The 18257-nt window shown below is 38.3% G+C and carries 16 protein-coding genes; 4 read left to right on the top strand and 12 right to left on the bottom strand.

Annotated elements, in window-relative coordinates; genetic code table 11:
* Positions 1-396: 396 nt before the first annotated feature.
* Positions 397-1713 carry an ABC transporter substrate-binding protein gene (locus KI375_RS02005; RefSeq protein ID WP_212971858.1) on the top strand — a complete coding sequence of 439 codons (1317 nt, stop codon included), beginning with the start codon at positions 397-399 and terminating at the stop codon, positions 1711-1713.
* A 133-nt stretch (positions 1714-1846) separates the two neighbouring features.
* On the opposite strand, the gene KI375_RS02010 is transcribed toward KI375_RS02005, so the two are convergent.
* From KI375_RS02010 to KI375_RS02020, 3 genes are all read right to left on the bottom strand, one after another.
* Positions 1847-2815, bottom strand: coding sequence for a sugar phosphate isomerase/epimerase family protein (locus tag KI375_RS02010; protein ID WP_212971859.1), 969 nt, complete (start codon positions 2813-2815; stop codon positions 1847-1849).
* A 136-nt stretch (positions 2816-2951) separates the two neighbouring features.
* Positions 2952-3974, bottom strand: coding sequence for a Gfo/Idh/MocA family protein (locus KI375_RS02015; RefSeq protein WP_212971860.1), 1023 nt, complete (start codon positions 3972-3974; stop codon positions 2952-2954).
* Positions 3975-4014: 40 nt separating this feature from the next.
* Complete coding sequence (locus KI375_RS02020) at positions 4015-4677, bottom strand: carboxylesterase family protein (RefSeq protein ID WP_212971861.1); 663 nt, start codon at positions 4675-4677, stop codon at positions 4015-4017.
* 174 nt (positions 4678-4851) lie between these two features.
* On the opposite strand from KI375_RS02020, the gene KI375_RS02025 reads away from it, so the two are divergent.
* Positions 4852-5847, top strand: a complete 996-nt coding sequence (locus KI375_RS02025; RefSeq protein WP_280528619.1) for a LacI family DNA-binding transcriptional regulator — start codon at positions 4852-4854, stop codon at positions 5845-5847.
* A 164-nt stretch (positions 5848-6011) separates the two neighbouring features.
* Here KI375_RS02025 and KI375_RS02030 read toward each other — a convergent pair whose 3' ends face one another.
* From KI375_RS02030 to KI375_RS02060, 7 genes are all read right to left on the bottom strand, one after another.
* Positions 6012-6719: an N-acetylmannosamine-6-phosphate 2-epimerase gene (locus tag KI375_RS02030; protein ID WP_212971863.1), complete on the bottom strand. Its 708-nt coding sequence runs from the start codon at positions 6717-6719 to the stop codon at positions 6012-6014.
* Between the two features lie 111 nt (positions 6720-6830).
* Positions 6831-7973 (bottom strand): sialidase family protein, encoded by a 1143-nt coding sequence (locus tag KI375_RS02035; RefSeq protein ID WP_212971864.1) that lies wholly within the window; start codon positions 7971-7973, stop codon positions 6831-6833.
* A 94-nt stretch (positions 7974-8067) separates the two neighbouring features.
* Complete coding sequence (locus KI375_RS02040) at positions 8068-9768, bottom strand: type 2 periplasmic-binding domain-containing protein (RefSeq protein WP_212971865.1); 1701 nt, start codon at positions 9766-9768, stop codon at positions 8068-8070.
* Between the two features lie 21 nt (positions 9769-9789).
* On the bottom strand, positions 9790-10680 hold the full coding sequence (locus tag KI375_RS02045; protein WP_212971866.1) for a carbohydrate ABC transporter permease: 891 nt from the start codon (positions 10678-10680) through the stop codon (positions 9790-9792).
* 18 nt (positions 10681-10698) lie between these two features.
* A complete protein-coding gene (locus tag KI375_RS02050) occupies positions 10699-11649 on the bottom strand; it encodes an ABC transporter permease (protein ID WP_212971867.1) in 951 nt (316 codons plus the stop codon).
* A 327-nt stretch (positions 11650-11976) separates the two neighbouring features.
* Positions 11977-13317, bottom strand: coding sequence for a sialidase family protein (locus KI375_RS02055; protein ID WP_212971868.1), 1341 nt, complete (start codon positions 13315-13317; stop codon positions 11977-11979).
* Between the two features lie 3 nt (positions 13318-13320).
* Complete coding sequence (locus tag KI375_RS02060) at positions 13321-14259, bottom strand: dihydrodipicolinate synthase family protein (protein ID WP_212971869.1); 939 nt, start codon at positions 14257-14259, stop codon at positions 13321-13323.
* A 243-nt stretch (positions 14260-14502) separates the two neighbouring features.
* On the opposite strand from KI375_RS02060, the gene KI375_RS02065 reads away from it, so the two are divergent.
* Together KI375_RS02065 and KI375_RS02070 are read left to right on the top strand one after the other, a co-directional pair.
* Complete coding sequence (locus tag KI375_RS02065) at positions 14503-15186, top strand: FadR/GntR family transcriptional regulator (RefSeq protein ID WP_212971870.1); 684 nt, start codon at positions 14503-14505, stop codon at positions 15184-15186.
* Between the two features lie 182 nt (positions 15187-15368).
* Positions 15369-16040 carry a FadR/GntR family transcriptional regulator gene (locus KI375_RS02070; RefSeq protein WP_212971871.1) on the top strand — a complete coding sequence of 224 codons (672 nt, stop codon included), beginning with the start codon at positions 15369-15371 and terminating at the stop codon, positions 16038-16040.
* Positions 16041-16064: 24 nt separating this feature from the next.
* Here the strand turns inward: KI375_RS02070 and KI375_RS02075 are convergent, their stop codons facing one another.
* Together KI375_RS02075 and KI375_RS02080 are read right to left on the bottom strand one after the other, a co-directional pair.
* Entirely contained in the window at positions 16065-16379 is a 315-nt protein-coding gene (locus KI375_RS02075) for a hypothetical protein (protein ID WP_212971872.1), read from the bottom strand.
* A 127-nt stretch (positions 16380-16506) separates the two neighbouring features.
* Positions 16507-18132 carry a Na/Pi cotransporter family protein gene (locus KI375_RS02080; protein WP_212971873.1) on the bottom strand — a complete coding sequence of 542 codons (1626 nt, stop codon included), beginning with the start codon at positions 18130-18132 and terminating at the stop codon, positions 16507-16509.
* Between the last annotated feature and the right edge of the window lie 125 nt (positions 18133-18257).

Consider the following 18257-nt stretch of genomic DNA (forward strand, 5'->3'; position numbering starts at 1 on the left):
TTGTCGGATTTATTTTAAGTTATTTTTGAATGAAATACCACTAGACTGATCTTTTAGAAAAAAGACAAGGATGGAAAAGCTAAAAGAGCTATACAAAAGAGCAAAACCTTCACACAGAATTCACATAAAATCATATATGATAATAATGAAATCTGCAGTTGGACTTCTAGAATGCATGCGATTACAATGGGAATTTTTACAATTTTTGGTCCTACCATAATACCTTTGTTCCCAAATGTATACAACAGAAATGGAGAATATGATTAGGCAACCCTATCCCGGGTAAAGCGTTTTTTAGGAAGGGATTGTCGATCAAGTATACAAACCGTTTCCACCTTTTAAAGCTGAATTTTATTGGTCCTACCATAATACTACTATAAATGGAGGTTATTCTAGTTGAAGAAAACATTGCTATTTTCATTCATTTTAGCGTTTCTCGGGTTGTCGCTATTTATCGCTGGATGCTCCGAAACGGAAAAATCCGATTCTGGAGATACTAGTTCGAATGAAGCAGAAAATCAATCAGAAAAAATAACGATTAAATGGGCACATCCTTGGGGAGAAGAGTATTTTCAGGAAACGATTGCCGATAAAGTAAATGATCAATTTCCCCATATTACAGTCGAATTTATGGAGGGGGATGTTGGGAACCCAGAATCACTAGAGAACCAAATGGTAGCAGGTAACATTCCAGATATCGTTTCTTTGATATCTATCTCTCATCTTAGTGCTTTAAATGATCTTGGATTGGCCTATAATATGGACAATGTAATTGAAGAAGCTAACTTTGAATTAGAGCGCTTAGAGCCTTCTGTTGTAGAATATACAAGAAATCAAGATCCTAATTTGGAAGGCGGTCTTTACGCCATTCCTGAAAACCGTCCCACTTGGGTTTTACATTACAATAAAGATGTATTTGATATTCTTGGCGTTAACTATCCAGAAGATGGAATGACGTGGGAGGAAGTATACGAACTTGCTATTGACTTAACAAGAGAAGTAGGTGGCGTACAATATCGAGGCCTTGACCTAGATCTTCCACATGATGCCTTTACCCAGTTTAGTGTGAATACAGTAGATCCCGAAACAAATGAAGTAGAGATTGCCAATAATGAAGCGGTAAAAAGATATTTAGAGTATATTCAAGATGTCGTTTCCATCCCTGGAAATTACCCTAGTGAAGAACCCAGCAGTTTAATGCATAACTGGGGCAGTTTAATGGAAGAAGGAAGCATTGCGATGGCACCAGCAAAAACAAATGGACCATGGATGACTGGTATGCCGAACGTCGACATTGTTACTTACCCCGTATGGGAAGGGTACGAAGGCCTAAATCCTGTTCCGGATGGACGTGCTTGGGCCATTACGGAGCCAAGTGAGCATAAAAAAGAAGCGCTAGAAGTGATCGAATATTTACTTTCAGATGAAGTGCAAATGGAAAGATCAAGACAAGGTGGAGAATCCATCTTAGCTGATCCGAAAATCCATGAGGACTTTGCAGTAGACAACCCTGATTTACAAGGCAAACATTTAGAATCTCTCTTTATAAATGAATACGCTGTTGGCCCTGCGAAAAAGGCAAAATACACTGATGACGTATTATGGGAAGCACCACTTGAATTTGTTGATTCCGGAAAAGATATAAATGAATTCCTGAGGATTCTACAAGAAGAAGCTGAGACGAATGTCCAAACACAGATGGGATCTGAATAACAGGTTCCTAGCACGCCCCGAATTTTGTCAAGTACTGTCGAACGCAAAAATGGGCCGGACTCTTTTCTTATTAAGAGTCTGGCCCGCTTTTCATTTTAAGAAGGGATTACTCGCCCTTTTTTCTATACTACTATTACGCCCACCACATCTCAGCAGGTTGTTCTCTAATTAAGACGGATTGCAGATTGCTAACTGCGCGTTGGAATCCCTCTTCAATAGACATAAGTGGATCTTCGTGTTCAATTGAAACAACATAGTCATAACCATATAAACGAAGAGCACTCATCATGTCAGACCATTCTTTCACATCATGACCACAGCCAACCGAGCGGAATGTCCATGCTCTTGTTTGCAGTTTGTCATAGGGTTGCATATCTAAATAACCATGCATATTCAGATTATCTGGATCAATGTAAGTATCTTTTGCATGGAAATGATGAATGGCGTTTTTCTCGCCAAGAATTTTGATGGCAGCCACTGAATCAATCCCTTGCCACCACATATGACTTGGATCAAGGTTTGCGCCAATTGCGTCAGAAGTATTTTCTCTCAATTTCAATAAGGTATATGGGGAGTGAACAAGGAAACCACCATGAAGCTCTATACCGATTTTCACGTTATGTTCTTCCGCATAAGTACCAATTTCTTTCCAATATGGAATAAGCTTTTCTTCCCACTGCCAGTTATAGACATCCAAATGTTCTGGTGGCCATGCAACTGTAGGCCAATTCGGTTGTTTTGCCCCTTCATGATCACCAGCTGTCCCTGAAAAAGTATTCACAACAGGTACATTCATTAACGATGCCAATTTAATTGTTTTTCTCAACGTTTCATCTGCTACTTTTGCAACCTCTTTATCCGGATGAATTGGGTTATTATGGCAGCTGAACGCACTGATCGTTAAACCACGTGATTCCACCTGATGCAAATAATCTTTCCGTTTTTCCTCACTTTCAAGTAAGGCATCCATGTCACAGTGCGCATTTCCAGGATACCCACCTGTCCCAATTTCCACCGCATCTAGACCAGATGCCTTGACATGATCAAGCATTTCTTCAAAAGATTTTTCTGCAAAAAGTACTGTAAACACTCCTAGTTTCATACCTACAGTCACCTATCCTTTCTTTATTGGGCTGTTCAAAAAGTGCGGTACAAATGCCAATTTCGCCCTTTGTATCCTCTTTGTTGAACAACACTTTATTAATTGTTTGAACATAGTTTCATTTTAACGCTTCTTCCTATATTTGCACAATTTTCTTAGTTTCACTAGATTCTAATGCTGCTAATACAACTTTTAAGGATTTCATGCCTTCTTCTCCATTAACTGGTGGTTCCGTATCCTTTACAATACTATTAACAAAATGATCAATAACCTTTGTACTAGATTGGCCGCCTTCTTCATTGGATTGGATTTTTCCGAGATCAAAATTTTCTGTTTCCCCACCAACATGATGAACAATTAGCGAATGTTCAGGATCATCCTCTAATCGCAATACAGCCTTTTCTCCATAGATAATCGTCGCATTATCTTCTTTCCCATAAGCCCAGCTTGCAGCTAATGTCCCAATAATACCAGTCTCTGATTTTAAAATACACACAGCATTATCATCGACTGTACTATCTTCTTTCGCCCCTGATTCCACAAAAGATCCCACTTCAACAAACTCTTCTCCTAATACATAACGCATAAGGTCTGTTTTATGGACACCGAGATCTCCCATCGCGCCAATAAATGCTTCTTCCTTTCTAAAAAACCAACTATCTTTCCCATCAATACTCCATCCTTCTGGGCCTGGATGGCCAAAAGCTGTGCGGAAGCTATAAATTTTCCCTACCTCTCCGTTGGCAATAAGTTCTCTCGCCTTTTCATGGGAAGCCACAAAGCGTTGGTTATGGCCGATCATTAGCTTCTTACCATTCTTTTCTGCTGCTTGAATCATATCCAAAGCTTCCTGTTCAGATGTAGCCATTGGCTTTTCGCATAGAACATGATTTCCCGCTTCTAATGCAGCAATACTGACAGGCGCATGCAAATAATTGGGCGTACAAACGGACACAATATCTAGTTCAACCTCACTAAGCATCTCTTCATAATTAGTGAAAGCTTGACCGCCATATTCCCCTGCCATCTTATTAGCTCTTTCTTCTACGATATCACAGACAGCGACAATCTCAACTTGATCATTCATTGCGTATTCTGGTAGATGACGGAATTTCGCGATACTTCCACAACCAACAACCCCAACCTTCAATTTGGTCATAGCTACTCTCCTTTTCTATGTATATATTTGATGTACCTCATCATTTATGCTGTTTTAACAACCAAGAATATAAATGTGGATTATTATAAGTCTCTGTCCAAGAATCATGTGTCGCATCTGGATAAACGGTTAGTTTTGCATTTCCCCCCACATCCTGAAGAGCATGGACCATTTTTTCACTTTCTTCTAACGGGACTACATCATCTTTTGCCCCATGAAAAGCCCAAACTGGTACATCCTTCAAACGTTCAATCCCTTCTATAGAACCGCCTCCACATATCGGCGCGGCGGCAGCAAAACGATCAGGACATTTTTTCGCTAATTCCCATGTTCCATATCCTCCCATACTTAAACCAGTGACATAGATTCTTTGTGCATCTACCCGGTAAACAGTAGAAATATGATCGATTAAGGCGATCAAATCATCCAAATACAAGTCCCATGTCGAATACCTTAGTTTTAATGGGCATTGTGGGGCAAGAAGAATGAATGGAAATGATTGCTTTTCAGTCGACTTAAGTGGTCCATGACGTTTGACCAACTCTAAATCATTTCCTCTTTCCCCCATCCCATGTAAAAATAAAACAAGTGGTAATTCCTTTTGATCCTCTTCGTTATAACTCGCTGGGAGGGAGAGGATATACGCCAAGTTTACCTCTTTTGTAACCGCAATCTCCTTTTGGAATAAATGCTCACTTAACACTCCGTCTCTTCACCTCCAATTCGTGAAAACCCTATCATTTACAGAGATAGTCTTTTCAACTCAGGCCGTTCTCTTTCATGATTATTTTACCACACATATTATCATTTCGGAATAGAAACGTTTCGAAAAATTACTTGTAAAATATTCAAACAAATTATAGAGTATAATCAAGGAATACATTGGAGTTGGAGGAAAAACGGTATGGTAAGTATTAAAGATATCGCTAAAAAGGCTGGCGTATCTATTTCAACGGTCTCCTATGCTTTAAATGGAAGTCCGAAGGTAACAGAAAAGACAAGTAAGAAAATACTTGAGATTGCCAAAGAACTAAATTATGTTCCTAATGCTGCTGCTCGAACTTTAAAAAACCGCGCATCCAACATTATTGGCGCATTTATGCCTGATTATGGCGGCCCTTTCTTCGGAGATTTACTAAGAGGTATGCGAAAAACATTTAATCAACATGGCTACGATCTCATTGCCTGTACAGGAAAAGAATCTCATCGTTTTCTTCCTGAAGGGATTATTGATGGAGCCGTCATATTAGACTGGAATTTTCCAGATGAGGAAATTTTACGCTATGCAGAATTAGGGAATAAAATTGTCGTACTTGACCGGGAGTTACATCATCCCAATATCGAACTTGTCCTTCTTGACAATCAAACCGGAACTGAATTAGCAATAAACTACTTAATCGAGAACAAACAGCTAAATCTTATTCTACTTACAGGACCTAGTGGAAATTTCGACTCACAGCAAAGACTTCAAGCCGCCGTAGATATTTTACAAAGGCACCCTTCGATCAACTATACAATCTACTCTGGGGATTTTAGCCAATCATTTGGAAAAGACATTGTGAACGAGATTGTCGAGAATTCGATGACACCAACGGCCATCTTTTCTTTCAATGATACGATGGCCGTTGGTCTCTATCAAGGATTTCAAAAAACCTCGTATAAAATCGGCCAAGATATACAAATTATTGGTTTTGATAATACAGAGGTTGCTCAGTATCTCCAGCCCCCTCTTACAACAATTAATTATTCTAAAGATGAGTGGGGATCAATGGCAGCAGAGCAATTAATTCAATTATTAAACGGAAAAACAACGCAGCCACATACCATACCTGTTTGTTTATTAGAACGAGAATCTGTTAGAACAAACAATTAGGAATCTTACACAGAGGCTGGGACAAAAGTGGTTTCACCAAATAAAAAACCGAACTACTATGGTATATATCCTATGCTCCTGGAAATATACTTCTCTAAGGGGATGCATTGTTCATCATTGGAGCTTAGCACTTTAGTTATGTCCCAGCCTCTTATTCATCCGCTTTAAACCTTGAGGGTTTCCCCTAGACATTCAGCAAAAGCCTTCGTAATCAATTGCGGTCTCGTAATAGCACTGCCAACCACGACTGACCATGCACCAAGTTCCTGCATTTTTTTCGCTTGCTCAGGAGTTTGAATTCTTCCCTCAGCCACAACTGGTATAGACATCCGTTCACATAATTTCTGAACAAGTTCGAAGTCAGGCCCTTTCTGTTTTGGGCTATCTTCCGTATAACCAGACAGAGTAGTTGAAAGCATGTCCACCCCACATTCACTTGCATAAGTAGCATCCTCAATCGTCGCAATATCGGCCATAACCAAAGTATCACTATGATCATGAATAAACTGAACCAACTCTACCAATTCCTCTCCATTTGGCCGTTGGCGAATAGTCGCATCCAAGGCGATTACATCTGGTTTGACCTCCAATAATTCCTTAACCTCTTTCAAAGTAGCTGTAATAAATACTTCACTGTCAGGATAATTTCTTTTCACTAAGCCAATAACAGGGAGATTCGTCGCCTTCTTGATTGCTTCGACATCAATAGCTGAATTGCTCCGGATTGCAACAGCTCCACCTTCTTTGGCAGCCACCGCCATTTTGGCCATCAATTCCGAACCATGTAACGGTTCATCTTCCAATGCCTGACAAGAGACAATTAAATTTTTATGAATGGTTTGAAAGAATTCTTTATTTCGCAATATTATCATTCCTTGTTTTTATTTTCTTCGATATCTATCTTGAAACAACGGCACTGTTGGATAACTTATATCTATGAAGGTATTATCCTTATATACCAACAAGCTTTCTAGCTGATAATCTTAGGAAAAATCGGTTAACTGAAAACGGACACCTATGACATACGGTCTAGCTTCCTTCCCCTTTTGTATAACTTCTTCTTTATCAAAATACCCATAAGAATTCAGAAAAAAAGTACCGTCTCTCATTACAACATTTCCAGCATAACCACAATCACCCGATTTTTTCGATGGAGTGAAGTCTTGGCCTAAAAGAATACGATACTCCCCTTCTTCTCCATTTATTAAATCATCATAAGTCCCAACCCAAGCTACCCAATCCCCTGCCATCCAATCATCCTCTTCAATCTTCCCATCATTATTGTAATCTAGGATAATTTCCCGAAAAGAAATAACAAGTCGACCACTGATTGGATCATAGGCAGCTTTATGTCGTTCCCCATTTATAGAACCCGGGACTTCTCTTGGTGTTGTCCAGCTTTTTCCTTCGTCATTTGAAAAAGAAATCGTTGATGTATGCATATGTGATTGGCTTCTCGCTAATAAGGCAAGTTGATGACTATCCGGGGAACGAAAAATACACGCTTCACATAATTGAACAGTCTGCTCTATTTTGCGATAGGGCTGTAAATAAGGTTCAGGTTTACTCCATCGTTCTTCCCCAGTCTCTGAAAAAGTTAAGTACGTTTTATAATTGATAAATTGGGAATCATGATAGACTCCCATCCATTGATCCAACCATTGACCCTTTTCATCCTTCAGACGAACGAGACTAGACATCGCCACAATTGTTTGGTGTCCTATAAACCATTCTTTATAGTCACTCCAAGTTTTCCCTAAATCGGTCGAGATCGATGTTTTCCATCCTTTAAATTGATCCTCTCCCCAACCAGGTCCACCTGAAATAGAAATGAGCTTTTGTTGACCATGCTTACAATTGAGTTGATAAATTGTCGGCGTTTCGCGGGAATCCCTCCATGTTTCATTTGGAACGATTCTCCCTTGCCAAGTTAATCCACCATCCACACTTTTATTGAGCAAAGCCTCCCCAATTCCATGCCCTTTCGGATAGACAGTAAAGATCGTCTGATCATCATTAAGTAAAACTGAATCCGGTTGACCTAAATATTGGTCTGGTTCACGATCAATAATGATTTGTTGTTGGGGATCTATTTTATGAATAGGTAATGTATGTTGAATAGGCATCGATCACTTCCTCCTTTAACCGTCTTATCATGCGCAATGCTTATTACTAGAAAAAGCCCCTTAGTTTATAACCTTGGGGCCATTGTTCTACTTATTAATCTTCTGGATTAAGAAGGTCGTCCACAGTTGCCGCCTTTTCTAGTTCCTCAAGTTTCTCTTTCCCGCCATTGCTCATCCAATTTTGCACATAATTATCCCACTCTTTATCAATATCTACCTCTCCAACAATCGACTTCATTCTAAATTCATCAACGATTGTCGTTAATTGAGCACCATAGCGTTTATCAATTTCTCTTCCATTTGTTTCATTTAAAAGATCATATTTATACGGACGTATTAACATTTTTTCCTGAATATCATCTCGAGCATAAAAATCTTCTTTTAACTTTAATGTATACTCCGAAGTAAACCAAGTTACTCTCTCTTTAGTATATGTTCGAAAATTATAAGCCCAAAATCCGGAATTACCTTCTTCTAAATCCCATTCTGGCTTTACCTTCAAAGCCGACTTTTCAGGTTCTCCCTCCCATTCAGAGTGTTCGTCCACTTCACCGTATAAAGTCCATCTTGCATCATCATCCAGATTAATATAATCAAAAATTTGTAAAATCCTAGCCAGTTCTTCATCTGTAACATCTTTAGATACATAAAAATTATCTGCTAGGTCAACAACTGGTAGATAAGCTCCTTCCCCTTGATACCCATCTGGGCCAATTTCAGGAGCGAGAGCTAACACTTTTGCAGTGGAATCTGGATCTTCGACAACATTTTGTGGGGCGCGTCCTCTTGCCCAGTCATCCATAGCAAGATAAGCAGGTTGCGCAATATAATAACCAACCTTTCCTTGCTTATATTTTTCCCACCCTTTTTGCTCATCTAAAGTTGTAAACTCTGGATCAATGATTCCCATATCATACCATTTAGCCATGAGCTTCAACCACTCTTTATATTGGTTTGAGATTTCGGTTACAACTAACTCTCCATCTTCCATTAAATTATATCCGTTTGCTACTCCAAATGCCCCCATTAAAGTGGTCGCCCAATTCAGATTATTATTAGCAGGTAAAATTCCGTACGTATCTTTCTTCCCATTTCCATCAGGATCATCGTTCACAAAGGCTAGTAAAATTTCCTCTAATTCCTCAATCGTATAAGCTTCTTCTGTATATAGGATATTTTCTCGTTTACCTGGGCCTACAGATTTTAAATCTCCCGGCGGTTCAAATCCGAGCTTTTCTAACCAGTCTAGGCGAAGAGTTGGCCCCCAAGCTAGACCTTCTACATGAGCATATTGGCCAATTAATGATAAATATTCATTATCAGTTCCATCTTTTAAATTCATAATCGGTCCAGGTTGATGTTCCTCTAGCATCTTCATGTATCGTGGAGCATATTTTTCTAGCATTTCTTTCGGAATTGTTCTCGTTAGACCAGAATCATACATTTCCTGTGGAGTTTGTCCTCCCGCCGTAAAAGAAAAGGTATCAGGCAAGTCACCCGATGCTACTAATAGATTCACTTGGTCTTCGTTCCAGGTGTCAATTTTCACATTTTTAATCTTGATATTAAACATCTCTTCTAAACGTTTTTGTACATAGTTTCCTTCTTCTACTTTTCCTCTCGTAATAGAACCAGATAACTCTAGTGTTAACTCCTCATTGAAATCCCCCGGTTCGGGTAGAGACGAGATATCGACTTCTTTCTCGGTTTCTTTACTCGCATTTGAGCTACAACCAGATATGATAAGAACCATAATCAAAAACACAACAAAAAATATGCCTTTTAAATTTTTCATCGTTTCTCCCCCTTGTATCTATCAACCTTTTAATGATCCAATCATAATACCTTTAATGAAGTATTTTTGTACAAATGGATAAACTAAAACAATTGGTCCAATAGAAATGATAACGGTCGCAGCCCTGACATTACTTAACAGAAGGTTTCTGCTGGAGCCCCCACCTCCTCCAAGAGCTGCGGCATCAGTAGATTGCGATAAATCCATCGCCGTCAGCATATCTCTTACAATAATTTGTAAGACTGATTTTGCATCATCTTGAATATAAACCAACGCATGGAACCATTCATTCCAATGAAATACAGCCGCCCATAAAGCGATCGTTGCTATAACTGGCTTGGAAAGCGGCAGGATAATTTTGGTTAAAATCGTAAAATAACTTGCTCCATCCATCATTGCAGATTCTTCAATCCCTTTATCAATGGTCATGAAGTAATTTCTCATAATAATGATGTAGAAAACATTGACAGCGGTTGGTAAGATCAAAGCCCATCTAGTATCTATTAGGCCCAAGTTTTTCACCAGTAAGTAGTCAGGAATAATCCCTCCGGAAAAAAACATTGCAATTAGAAAAAAAATTGTAATCGTATTTCTAAATGGCAATTCCCTTTTAGAAAGTGGGTAGGCCGCTAATGTCGTGAAAGCGACGATTAAAAAAGTACCAGCTACAGTTCGAACTATCGTATTCATATACGCTTTCATAATATGACCATATCCAAACACGAACTGGTAAGCATCAGAAATCCATTTTTCTGGCCATAAATTTGCGCCCAAGCTTGAAGCTTGATTAGGATCTGAAAAGGATAAAACAAATGTTTGCCAGAACGGATATAAAACAAGAAAAGAAAAAAAGAAAAATCCAATGACTAAACAAATTTCGAACAAGGAAAATTTCCCTTTTTTGATACCCATGAGTGCACAACTCCTTTTTTACCAAATTCCATGTTCACTTTTTCTGCGGATAATAGCATTTGCTCCCAAAATAAAGAGAACCCCTATCACATTTTTAAATAACCCCACCGCAGTAGCGTAATCGAATTGAAATTGCTCTAAACCGCTTCTGTAAACATATGTATCAATAATATCTGCCACTTCATAAACAAGCGGATTATACAAATTCAAGATTTGATCAAACCCTGCATTCAAAATTCCACCTAAACGAAGAATAAACATAATAATTACCATTGGCATAATAGAGGGCAATGTAACATGGATCATTTTCTTGAACCTTCCAGCTCCATCCATTTCAGCTGCTTCATATAATGCCGGATCAATTGAGGCTATAGAAGCGATATAGATGATTGCTCCATATCCGATTTCTTTCCAAATATCCGTGATAAGAAGGACTGGTACAAAGAAAACCTTACTAGACAAGAAGTTTATTGGATCGCCACCAAACATCGTAATTACATAATTAATTATTCCACGTTGTGGAGAAAAGACTTCAATGATCATGGCTGATAAGATAACCCAAGACATAAAATGTGGTAAATATGAGATTGATTGTGTCACTTTTAAAAACTTTTGATTGCGAATTTCATTTAACAGTAATGCAAAAATAATTGGTGCCGGGAAAGAAATAAGAATCTTTAGTAAACTAATGATAATCGTATTTTTTAATGCTCTTATAAACATAAAATCTGTAAATAAACGTTTAAAATGGTCAAAATTGTTCCAAGGACTGTCCCAAATTCCAAGACCTGGTGAAAAATCCTTAAACGAAATGATGACTCCATACATCGGAAGATAATTAAAGATGAACAACATTATTATTGGAAATAATAGCATGGCATATAGTAACTTCATCTTTTTCATCTGTGCCCATGTGGAGGCTTTTTTATTAAATTGTAAAGATGTTTTGGCTGTTTCGACCTTCGCCATACTTAACCACTCCCTCCCGCTAAGATAATCTTTTCTTGATATAAACCAGAAGATTAACCATTTTATCTCTAACATATTATGGTAGTACCACTTCAATTGTCTCAACGAGAGTACATCCGATTTAGTGTAGTATTATGGTAGTACCATACTCTCTTATCAAGAGATTAATCGCTTTCACATCATCTGTCAACATATTTTTACAAAATTCGGGAATCTTATAGAAGAATTATAGGTAAAAACTTCGAGATGATTGTGGTTAGACATCGGTTTAGAGCCAATGTCTAGCCACTGTTCTACTAAATAAAGTATAAATATACTACAATATTCTTATCCCTTTAACCACTCTAATGAAAAGGAAGCAAACGGGATATCCATCTTATTCCAATCATGATAATCATAGTGACGCTCATATAAAATGCCGATTTCTCCGTTTTTCATAACAGTTAAGCAGGAGTAGCCAAAATAGCCTTCCTCAATCACCTTGCTGTAGGGCCATGTTTTTCCGCCGTCTTCGCTTAAACGAATTGTGCCTGTGATTCTTTGCTTTTCATTAGCAGGATTTGAAAATAGAATACGAACTTTGCCATCACCGAGATCAGGGTAAAGAGTCACACTTGATTGACAAATTGGATCAAGTAATGCCTCATCAAATTGGACTTCTCCCCAAGTTTCTCCCCCGTCTATACTTGTCGTGACAGCCGTTCTTTGCTTTCCATAATGATTTCGTAAATAATATCTTAATTCGCCTGTCGGTAATTGAATCACCTGCGATTCTGTTAAGTACTGTTTTTCATGCGAGATTGTTTTTGCTGTTAATTCCTCTCCATCTAATACTCTTCCATCATTTGGTGATTCGCCCCTTGTCCATGTAGCACCATGATTATCACTATAAATACAAGCACAGGACAAACAGCCTGCTTCATTGGAAAAATAAATAGGAAACACCAAGCGTCCTTTCTTTGTGCCATGCTTTAACTGAATACCACAACCTGGACCTGAGCCGATAAAACGCATCCATTCTTCCTTTACCATAAGATTTAACTCCCTTGGCTTGGACCACGTTAAACCATCATCATCGCTTTGAATAATGTGTAAAAAGGATGTTCTTGCCTCCAGTAAACTTTCATTTGGGTCAATTCCCTGTTTGAAATAAATATTGCCCATCGCCTCCTGCCCCTTGAACACATATCCCTCTTCATCTACGGAATGATCAGTTTTTTGTCCTTTATCATCCACAACTCTTCCATCTGTCTCTAGCAAAAATAAATTCCTGTCACGGTCATATAGTTTTCTTCGTCCCTCTGTATCAAATCCAATGCCAGGATCACTATTTCGCAACCCAATACCACCAGGTGTATGGCAATAGATCATAAAGATAGAGCCAGTTTCTTCGTCTTCTAGTAAAGCGGTGTCAATTGCAGCTGCACCGTCTAGGCCTTCCCCTGCAAAACTGACTAACTTTTGAACCGGTCCCCAAGTCTTACCACGGTCTTCACTCCGTCTAATACTTGCATCAATTTGATTTGGATTGTCCGTATGATCGGCAATTCTTGCATCAATCCCCGCAATGACTGTTCCCTTTTTCGTTGTAATCATAGACGGGATTCGATAAGCCTTTGAATCAGCCAAGTCTGGATAAAACACTACTTGTGTATCAATATTTGCCAATGTTTATACCCCCAGCTCATCTTTCTTTTTCGTTACAAGTTCAATCGTTTTTTCGATTTCTTGATTAAGGGCTTCCAATTCAAGCCAATCCTCATTTTTTTCGATCGGTAAAAGTGGCAGACGAGGTTGCCCTGTTTCTATTCCCCTTATGCTCAGGATTGCTTTACAAGCACCATATAAAGAGGGAAAGGTTAGTAATCTAGAGATAAATCGGTTGATTTCTGCTTGAATAAACTGAGCTTTTTTAATTTGCCCTTCAAAAAAACTCTTTTCCAATTCGCAATATAGTTGTGGCATAACCCCATAGGTTCCACCGATCCCTCCATCTGCCCCCATAATTCGCCCGCCTAAATATTGCTCATCCGGGCCATTCAGCACCAAAAATTCTTTATCAGCGTTGGCCTTTAATTGCTGGAGTTCATATACACTTTCAGCTGACATCTTAATGCCAATAACCTTTTGTTCAGCAACCATTTTTTTATATAACGCTGACGTCAGATTAAATCCTGTCGTTTGTGGAATATGGTAAATGATAAATGGCAAAGAGGTTGCCTCAATCATTTCCTTCCAATGTCTTTCAACTGATTCTTCTGGCAAGCGATAATAAATAGATGGGACAGATGAAACTGCCGCTACATGACATTTTTCAGCATGTTGAGCCAATTCAACACTTTCTCTTGTCGAGTTGGCTCCGATATGAGCAATGATCGTCAGCTTCTCCCCAACTGCGCTCATCACCGCCTCTAAAACTTCTTTACGCTCATCCATTGTTTGCAGAATTCCTTCTCCTGAACTTCCACCAACATACAGGCCTTTAATCCCCGAGTCAGCATAATAGTTAGCTAGTTTCTTAACCCTTTCTTTATCCACTTCTCCTGTTGCATCATAAGCAGAATACATGGCTACAAAAACACCCTTAAATTGATCAAGATCCCAAGTCATTTTTCTTTTTCATCCCATTTCTTTATCTATGATGTTATAATATGGTCATACCATTTATTCTCTCTCAAACCTAAACGCTTTCAAATTAAATGTCAAGCTGTTTTAAGTATTTTTTCTTTGTCTTTTCGGGACGATCCACTTAGTTAGTGTATAATCGTCTTTAAATAGAAAAAACGGTCCTTTTAGTTATATACTGGTGACAAGACTACGCTTATAAATATATTTTTAGTGAGGAAGAAAAACATGGCGCAACGAAAACAAACTTTATCAGAAATTGTCATTGAACGAATTAAAACTCATATTGCAGAAAATCAATACCAATCAGGTGATCAGCTGCCATCTGAGAAGGAAATCATCCAAATGTTGGGTGTGAGTAGAACAGCTGTTAGAGAAGCATTAAAATCACTTCAATCGCAGGGTATCATTGAAATTAAACCTGGTGTAGGTATTTTTGTAACAAAGGTTCATCTGCAAAGTTATTTAAAAAATATCTCTCCATTTTTAGCTTTTGATCAAATCAAATTCAAAGATCTGATTGATGCACGAATTATTCTTGAATTGGGAGCTATTGAACTAGCGATAGACCATTATCACATCGATGAGATTAATCAAATGGAGAAATGGAATAACTTGATTTTAGAAAAAGCCCAAAAGGGAGAAAAGCCAAAAGAAGAGGATCGCCTATTCCACAAAACACTATTTAATGCCACTGGCAATGAAACCTATATCCAACTTTCTTATATTATCAACGAATATTTCCAAGCCAACCAATTAGAAGAGGTTGTTGACATGGAGGAATACAAACATTCCTATGAAGAACATAAACAAGTGATTGATGCGATTCAACAAAAAGATAAAGAAACAGCTCAACAGGCGATGAGAAACCATTTGAGTCATCTTTATAATTTGTTGCATGGAACAGAATAGAATAGCAAAAGCGCTCTTCTATGACAAAGACCATGATTTCTCCTAAGACAAGTGGTCCACTTACCGTAAAAAACAAAGAATACGTTTTCCTTTTAATGATTTTATATTCTCTATCTATATGATATAATGGTGCAAAAAGATCATATGGTATTACCACTTTTTTTAAGTAAGCGAGGATAACAATGAAACCAATCCAAGATACTGAACGATTTACTTTAAGCAAAATTATTAGTGACGATCTTAAGGAATATATCATTCAAAATAAACTCACTACAGGAGATCGTCTCCCTTCGGAAAGAGAGCTTGCAGCGAATATGGATGTAAGCCGTGTCATTATACGTGAGGCATTACGATCATTGGAAGCAACTGGCTTGGTCACCATTAAACAAGGCGAAGGAGCCTTTGTTAATACCGACGATCCACAGGTTATTTTCCAACATCTCCTTCATTTTTGGAAAATGAACAATGAAAAGACAGAGGAATTGCTTGAACTTCGCTTTCTATTAGAAAAGGCAGCCATTGAACAAATTTGTCAGTATCCCAATGCTGAGCAATTTGAGCAATTAGAAACGCTCATACAAAAAATGGAGCAGACCGAAGATCCCAATGATTTTCAACAATACGATGCAGCCTTTCATACTGGGTTAATTGAGGCAACACAAAACAGCTTGTTCATACAATTAGCAGATACCATTGTGAAATATTTTGCTGAAGCACCTGCTATCCCCTTTACCCAAGAAGAAAAGAATGTAACTGTAAAAGAGCATGCTGTAATCCTTCAAGCTTTAAAAACAGGAAAGCTTAATCAAGCACTGACCACACTGGAGAAACATTTGCAGCGGCCAAGAAAGTAAACAGGCCTAGTGGGAAATTTGAATTCATTGTCCGCTATGAGCCTCTTTTTGAACACGTACTATAAGTTTTTTTACGATCAAAGTTGCGATTAAAAAGCATAACAAAAGTGAGAGGAGTAACGTTCCTAATGGGACAAAATAACTGTTTGCTTCACTGATCGCAGCAAAGAGATTTGCACTTCGATCCTTCGTGTACAAAGTAAGAACAGAACCCAAAAGACCAAACTCACTCACGTCAAAATATGAATTGGGTTGGCTTGTTGGTGTTCGTGGAACTAGGATATTTAGAAAGAAAATAAACAACGTAAGGAAACCAACCATCCACTTGTTCTTATTCACTTCTACCCCTCCCTTCCACAGATTAATTTATTGACAGTAAAATCTAAATAATCATTATATTTATCATAACAGAACAATATTCATAATAAAAGCCCCCTTGCAAAAGGGAGCTCTTCAATTCATCTATTTATTCCTCTTCTCCAATGACCCCGTCTGCGATATTCACAGCGTGGTCGCCGATTCTCTCCAGGTTACTGACAATATCTACGTACACGATCCCTGCTGTTCCGGTACATTGATTTTCGTTCAGACGACGGATATGTTGCTTCCGTAGGTCTCTTTCCATTTGATCAATTTGAATTTCTTTCTCTAACACAGCTCTTGCTTGCTCAATATCATCATGTTCTAACGCATGAATTGCTTGTCTCAATGTGGAGATCGTCAGCTCAAACATTTCTTCCAAATCCTTTAATGCTGATTCAGAAAATTTCACCTTATTATGAATTTGGTTGTCCACTAATTCCATAATATTTTCAATATGATCTCCAATTCTTTCGAGATTGATCACTGTATCCATTAAAACATGGTGCGCTTTTAAGTTTTGATCTGATAAAGAGTGATAGGATATTTGCATTAAATACTCCGTAATCGTCTTGTCCAAATTGTTCAAAGCATCCTCAATTTGTGGAAGTACTGTACGCTGTTCTTTCCCATGTTCTCTGAAGTAGTGACCTACCTCTACCATCCCTTTTTCGGATAATTCTGCCATACGTAATACTTCCTTTTTCCCTTGTCCCAAGGCAACCGATGGGGATTGGCGAATAAATTGCTCACCCAAATGAATGGCCTTATGCTCAATAGCTTTATCTTTACCTGGCACAAGCTTTGTCACGATCCAGGCAAGTCCAGCAATAAATGGAAATTGAATGATAGTATTTATTACATTAAATGTTCCGTGTGCAAATGCAATCGTCATTTTATTATTTAAATCAAACGAGCCTTGGAAAAACTCAATTAAATGAGTAAATGGACCCATAAATATAAGCACTAAAGTGACACCAATCAGGTTAAAGAGAACATGTGTAAATGCCGCTCTTCTCGCTGAAACAGAAGCACCAATGGCCGCTAAAACTGCCGTTATAGTTGTTCCAATATTTTCTCCAAAAAGAATAGGTAAGGCTGTCTGTAATTGAATAACGCCTTGATCATATAAAGTTTGTAAAAGCGCAACAGAAGCGGTGGAACTTTGAATAATCATCGTAAAGAAGGCGCCGGTCCCAACTCCTAGGAGTGGATTTTTTCCTAAATTCACCATTAAATCAATGAAAGCTTGCGCGTCCTGGAGCGGCTCCATCGCATCTCCCATTAAATTAAGCCCAAAAAACAAAGCACCAAATCCAAAAAATACTTGACCGAAGTTATTGACTTTATGATTTTTAAAGAAGAATATTAAAAATGCACCTAAGGCAAGAATCGGTAATGCATATGAACCTATATCGATACCGATAATAAAGGCAGTTACAGTTGTCCCGATATTGGCTCCCATAATGACGCCAATTGCTTGTCTTAGGGTCATAAAACCTGCTGTTACAAGACCTACCGTAAGGACAGTGGTTCCCGAGCTAGATTGAATTAATACTGTTACAACGATCCCCGTTAAAATACCCATAATTGGCTTTGTGGTAAAACGATCAAGCAGATCTCTTAATCCATCACCAGCAGCCTTTTGAAGACCATCTCCCATGGATTTAATTCCATATAGGAAGATCCCTAGTCCCCCAAAAAACGTAAAGAGCATTGTTTGCAAGTCCATATCTTCTCTCCTAATTACGTAGTGTATTCGACCTTGCTCATTCCTCCCCCATCTTAATGAAGAACATTGGAAAAGTAAATATGAAGGAATGTAAAGATTTTGTAAAGATTTTTCTGGAATCGCTT

It is taken from the genome of Bacillus sp. J14TS2 (assembly GCF_018333015.1).
GTDB lineage: Bacteria > Bacillota > Bacilli > Bacillales > Bacillaceae_C > Lederbergia.

Coding starts and splice junctions, on each gene's coding strand:
- KI375_RS02010 (WP_212971859.1), bottom strand. CDS start 2,815: ATGAAACTAGGAGTGTTTACAGTACTTTTTGCAGAAAAATCTTTTGAA.
- KI375_RS02015 (WP_212971860.1), bottom strand. CDS start 3,974: ATGACCAAATTGAAGGTTGGGGTTGTTGGTTGTGGAAGTATCGCGAAA.
- KI375_RS02030 (WP_212971863.1), bottom strand. CDS start 6,719: ATGATAATATTGCGAAATAAAGAATTCTTTCAAACCATTCATAAAAAT.
- KI375_RS02035 (WP_212971864.1), bottom strand. CDS start 7,973: ATGCCTATTCAACATACATTACCTATTCATAAAATAGATCCCCAACAA.
- KI375_RS02040 (WP_212971865.1), bottom strand. CDS start 9,768: ATGAAAAATTTAAAAGGCATATTTTTTGTTGTGTTTTTGATTATGGTT.
- KI375_RS02045 (WP_212971866.1), bottom strand. CDS start 10,680: ATGGGTATCAAAAAAGGGAAATTTTCCTTGTTCGAAATTTGTTTAGTC.
- KI375_RS02050 (WP_212971867.1), bottom strand. CDS start 11,649: ATGGCGAAGGTCGAAACAGCCAAAACATCTTTACAATTTAATAAAAAA.
- KI375_RS02060 (WP_212971869.1), bottom strand. CDS start 14,259: ATGACTTGGGATCTTGATCAATTTAAGGGTGTTTTTGTAGCCATGTAT.
- KI375_RS02065 (WP_212971870.1), top strand. CDS start 14,503: ATGGCGCAACGAAAACAAACTTTATCAGAAATTGTCATTGAACGAATT.
- KI375_RS02070 (WP_212971871.1), top strand. CDS start 15,369: ATGAAACCAATCCAAGATACTGAACGATTTACTTTAAGCAAAATTATT.
- KI375_RS02080 (WP_212971873.1), bottom strand. CDS start 18,132: ATGGACTTGCAAACAATGCTCTTTACGTTTTTTGGGGGACTAGGGATC.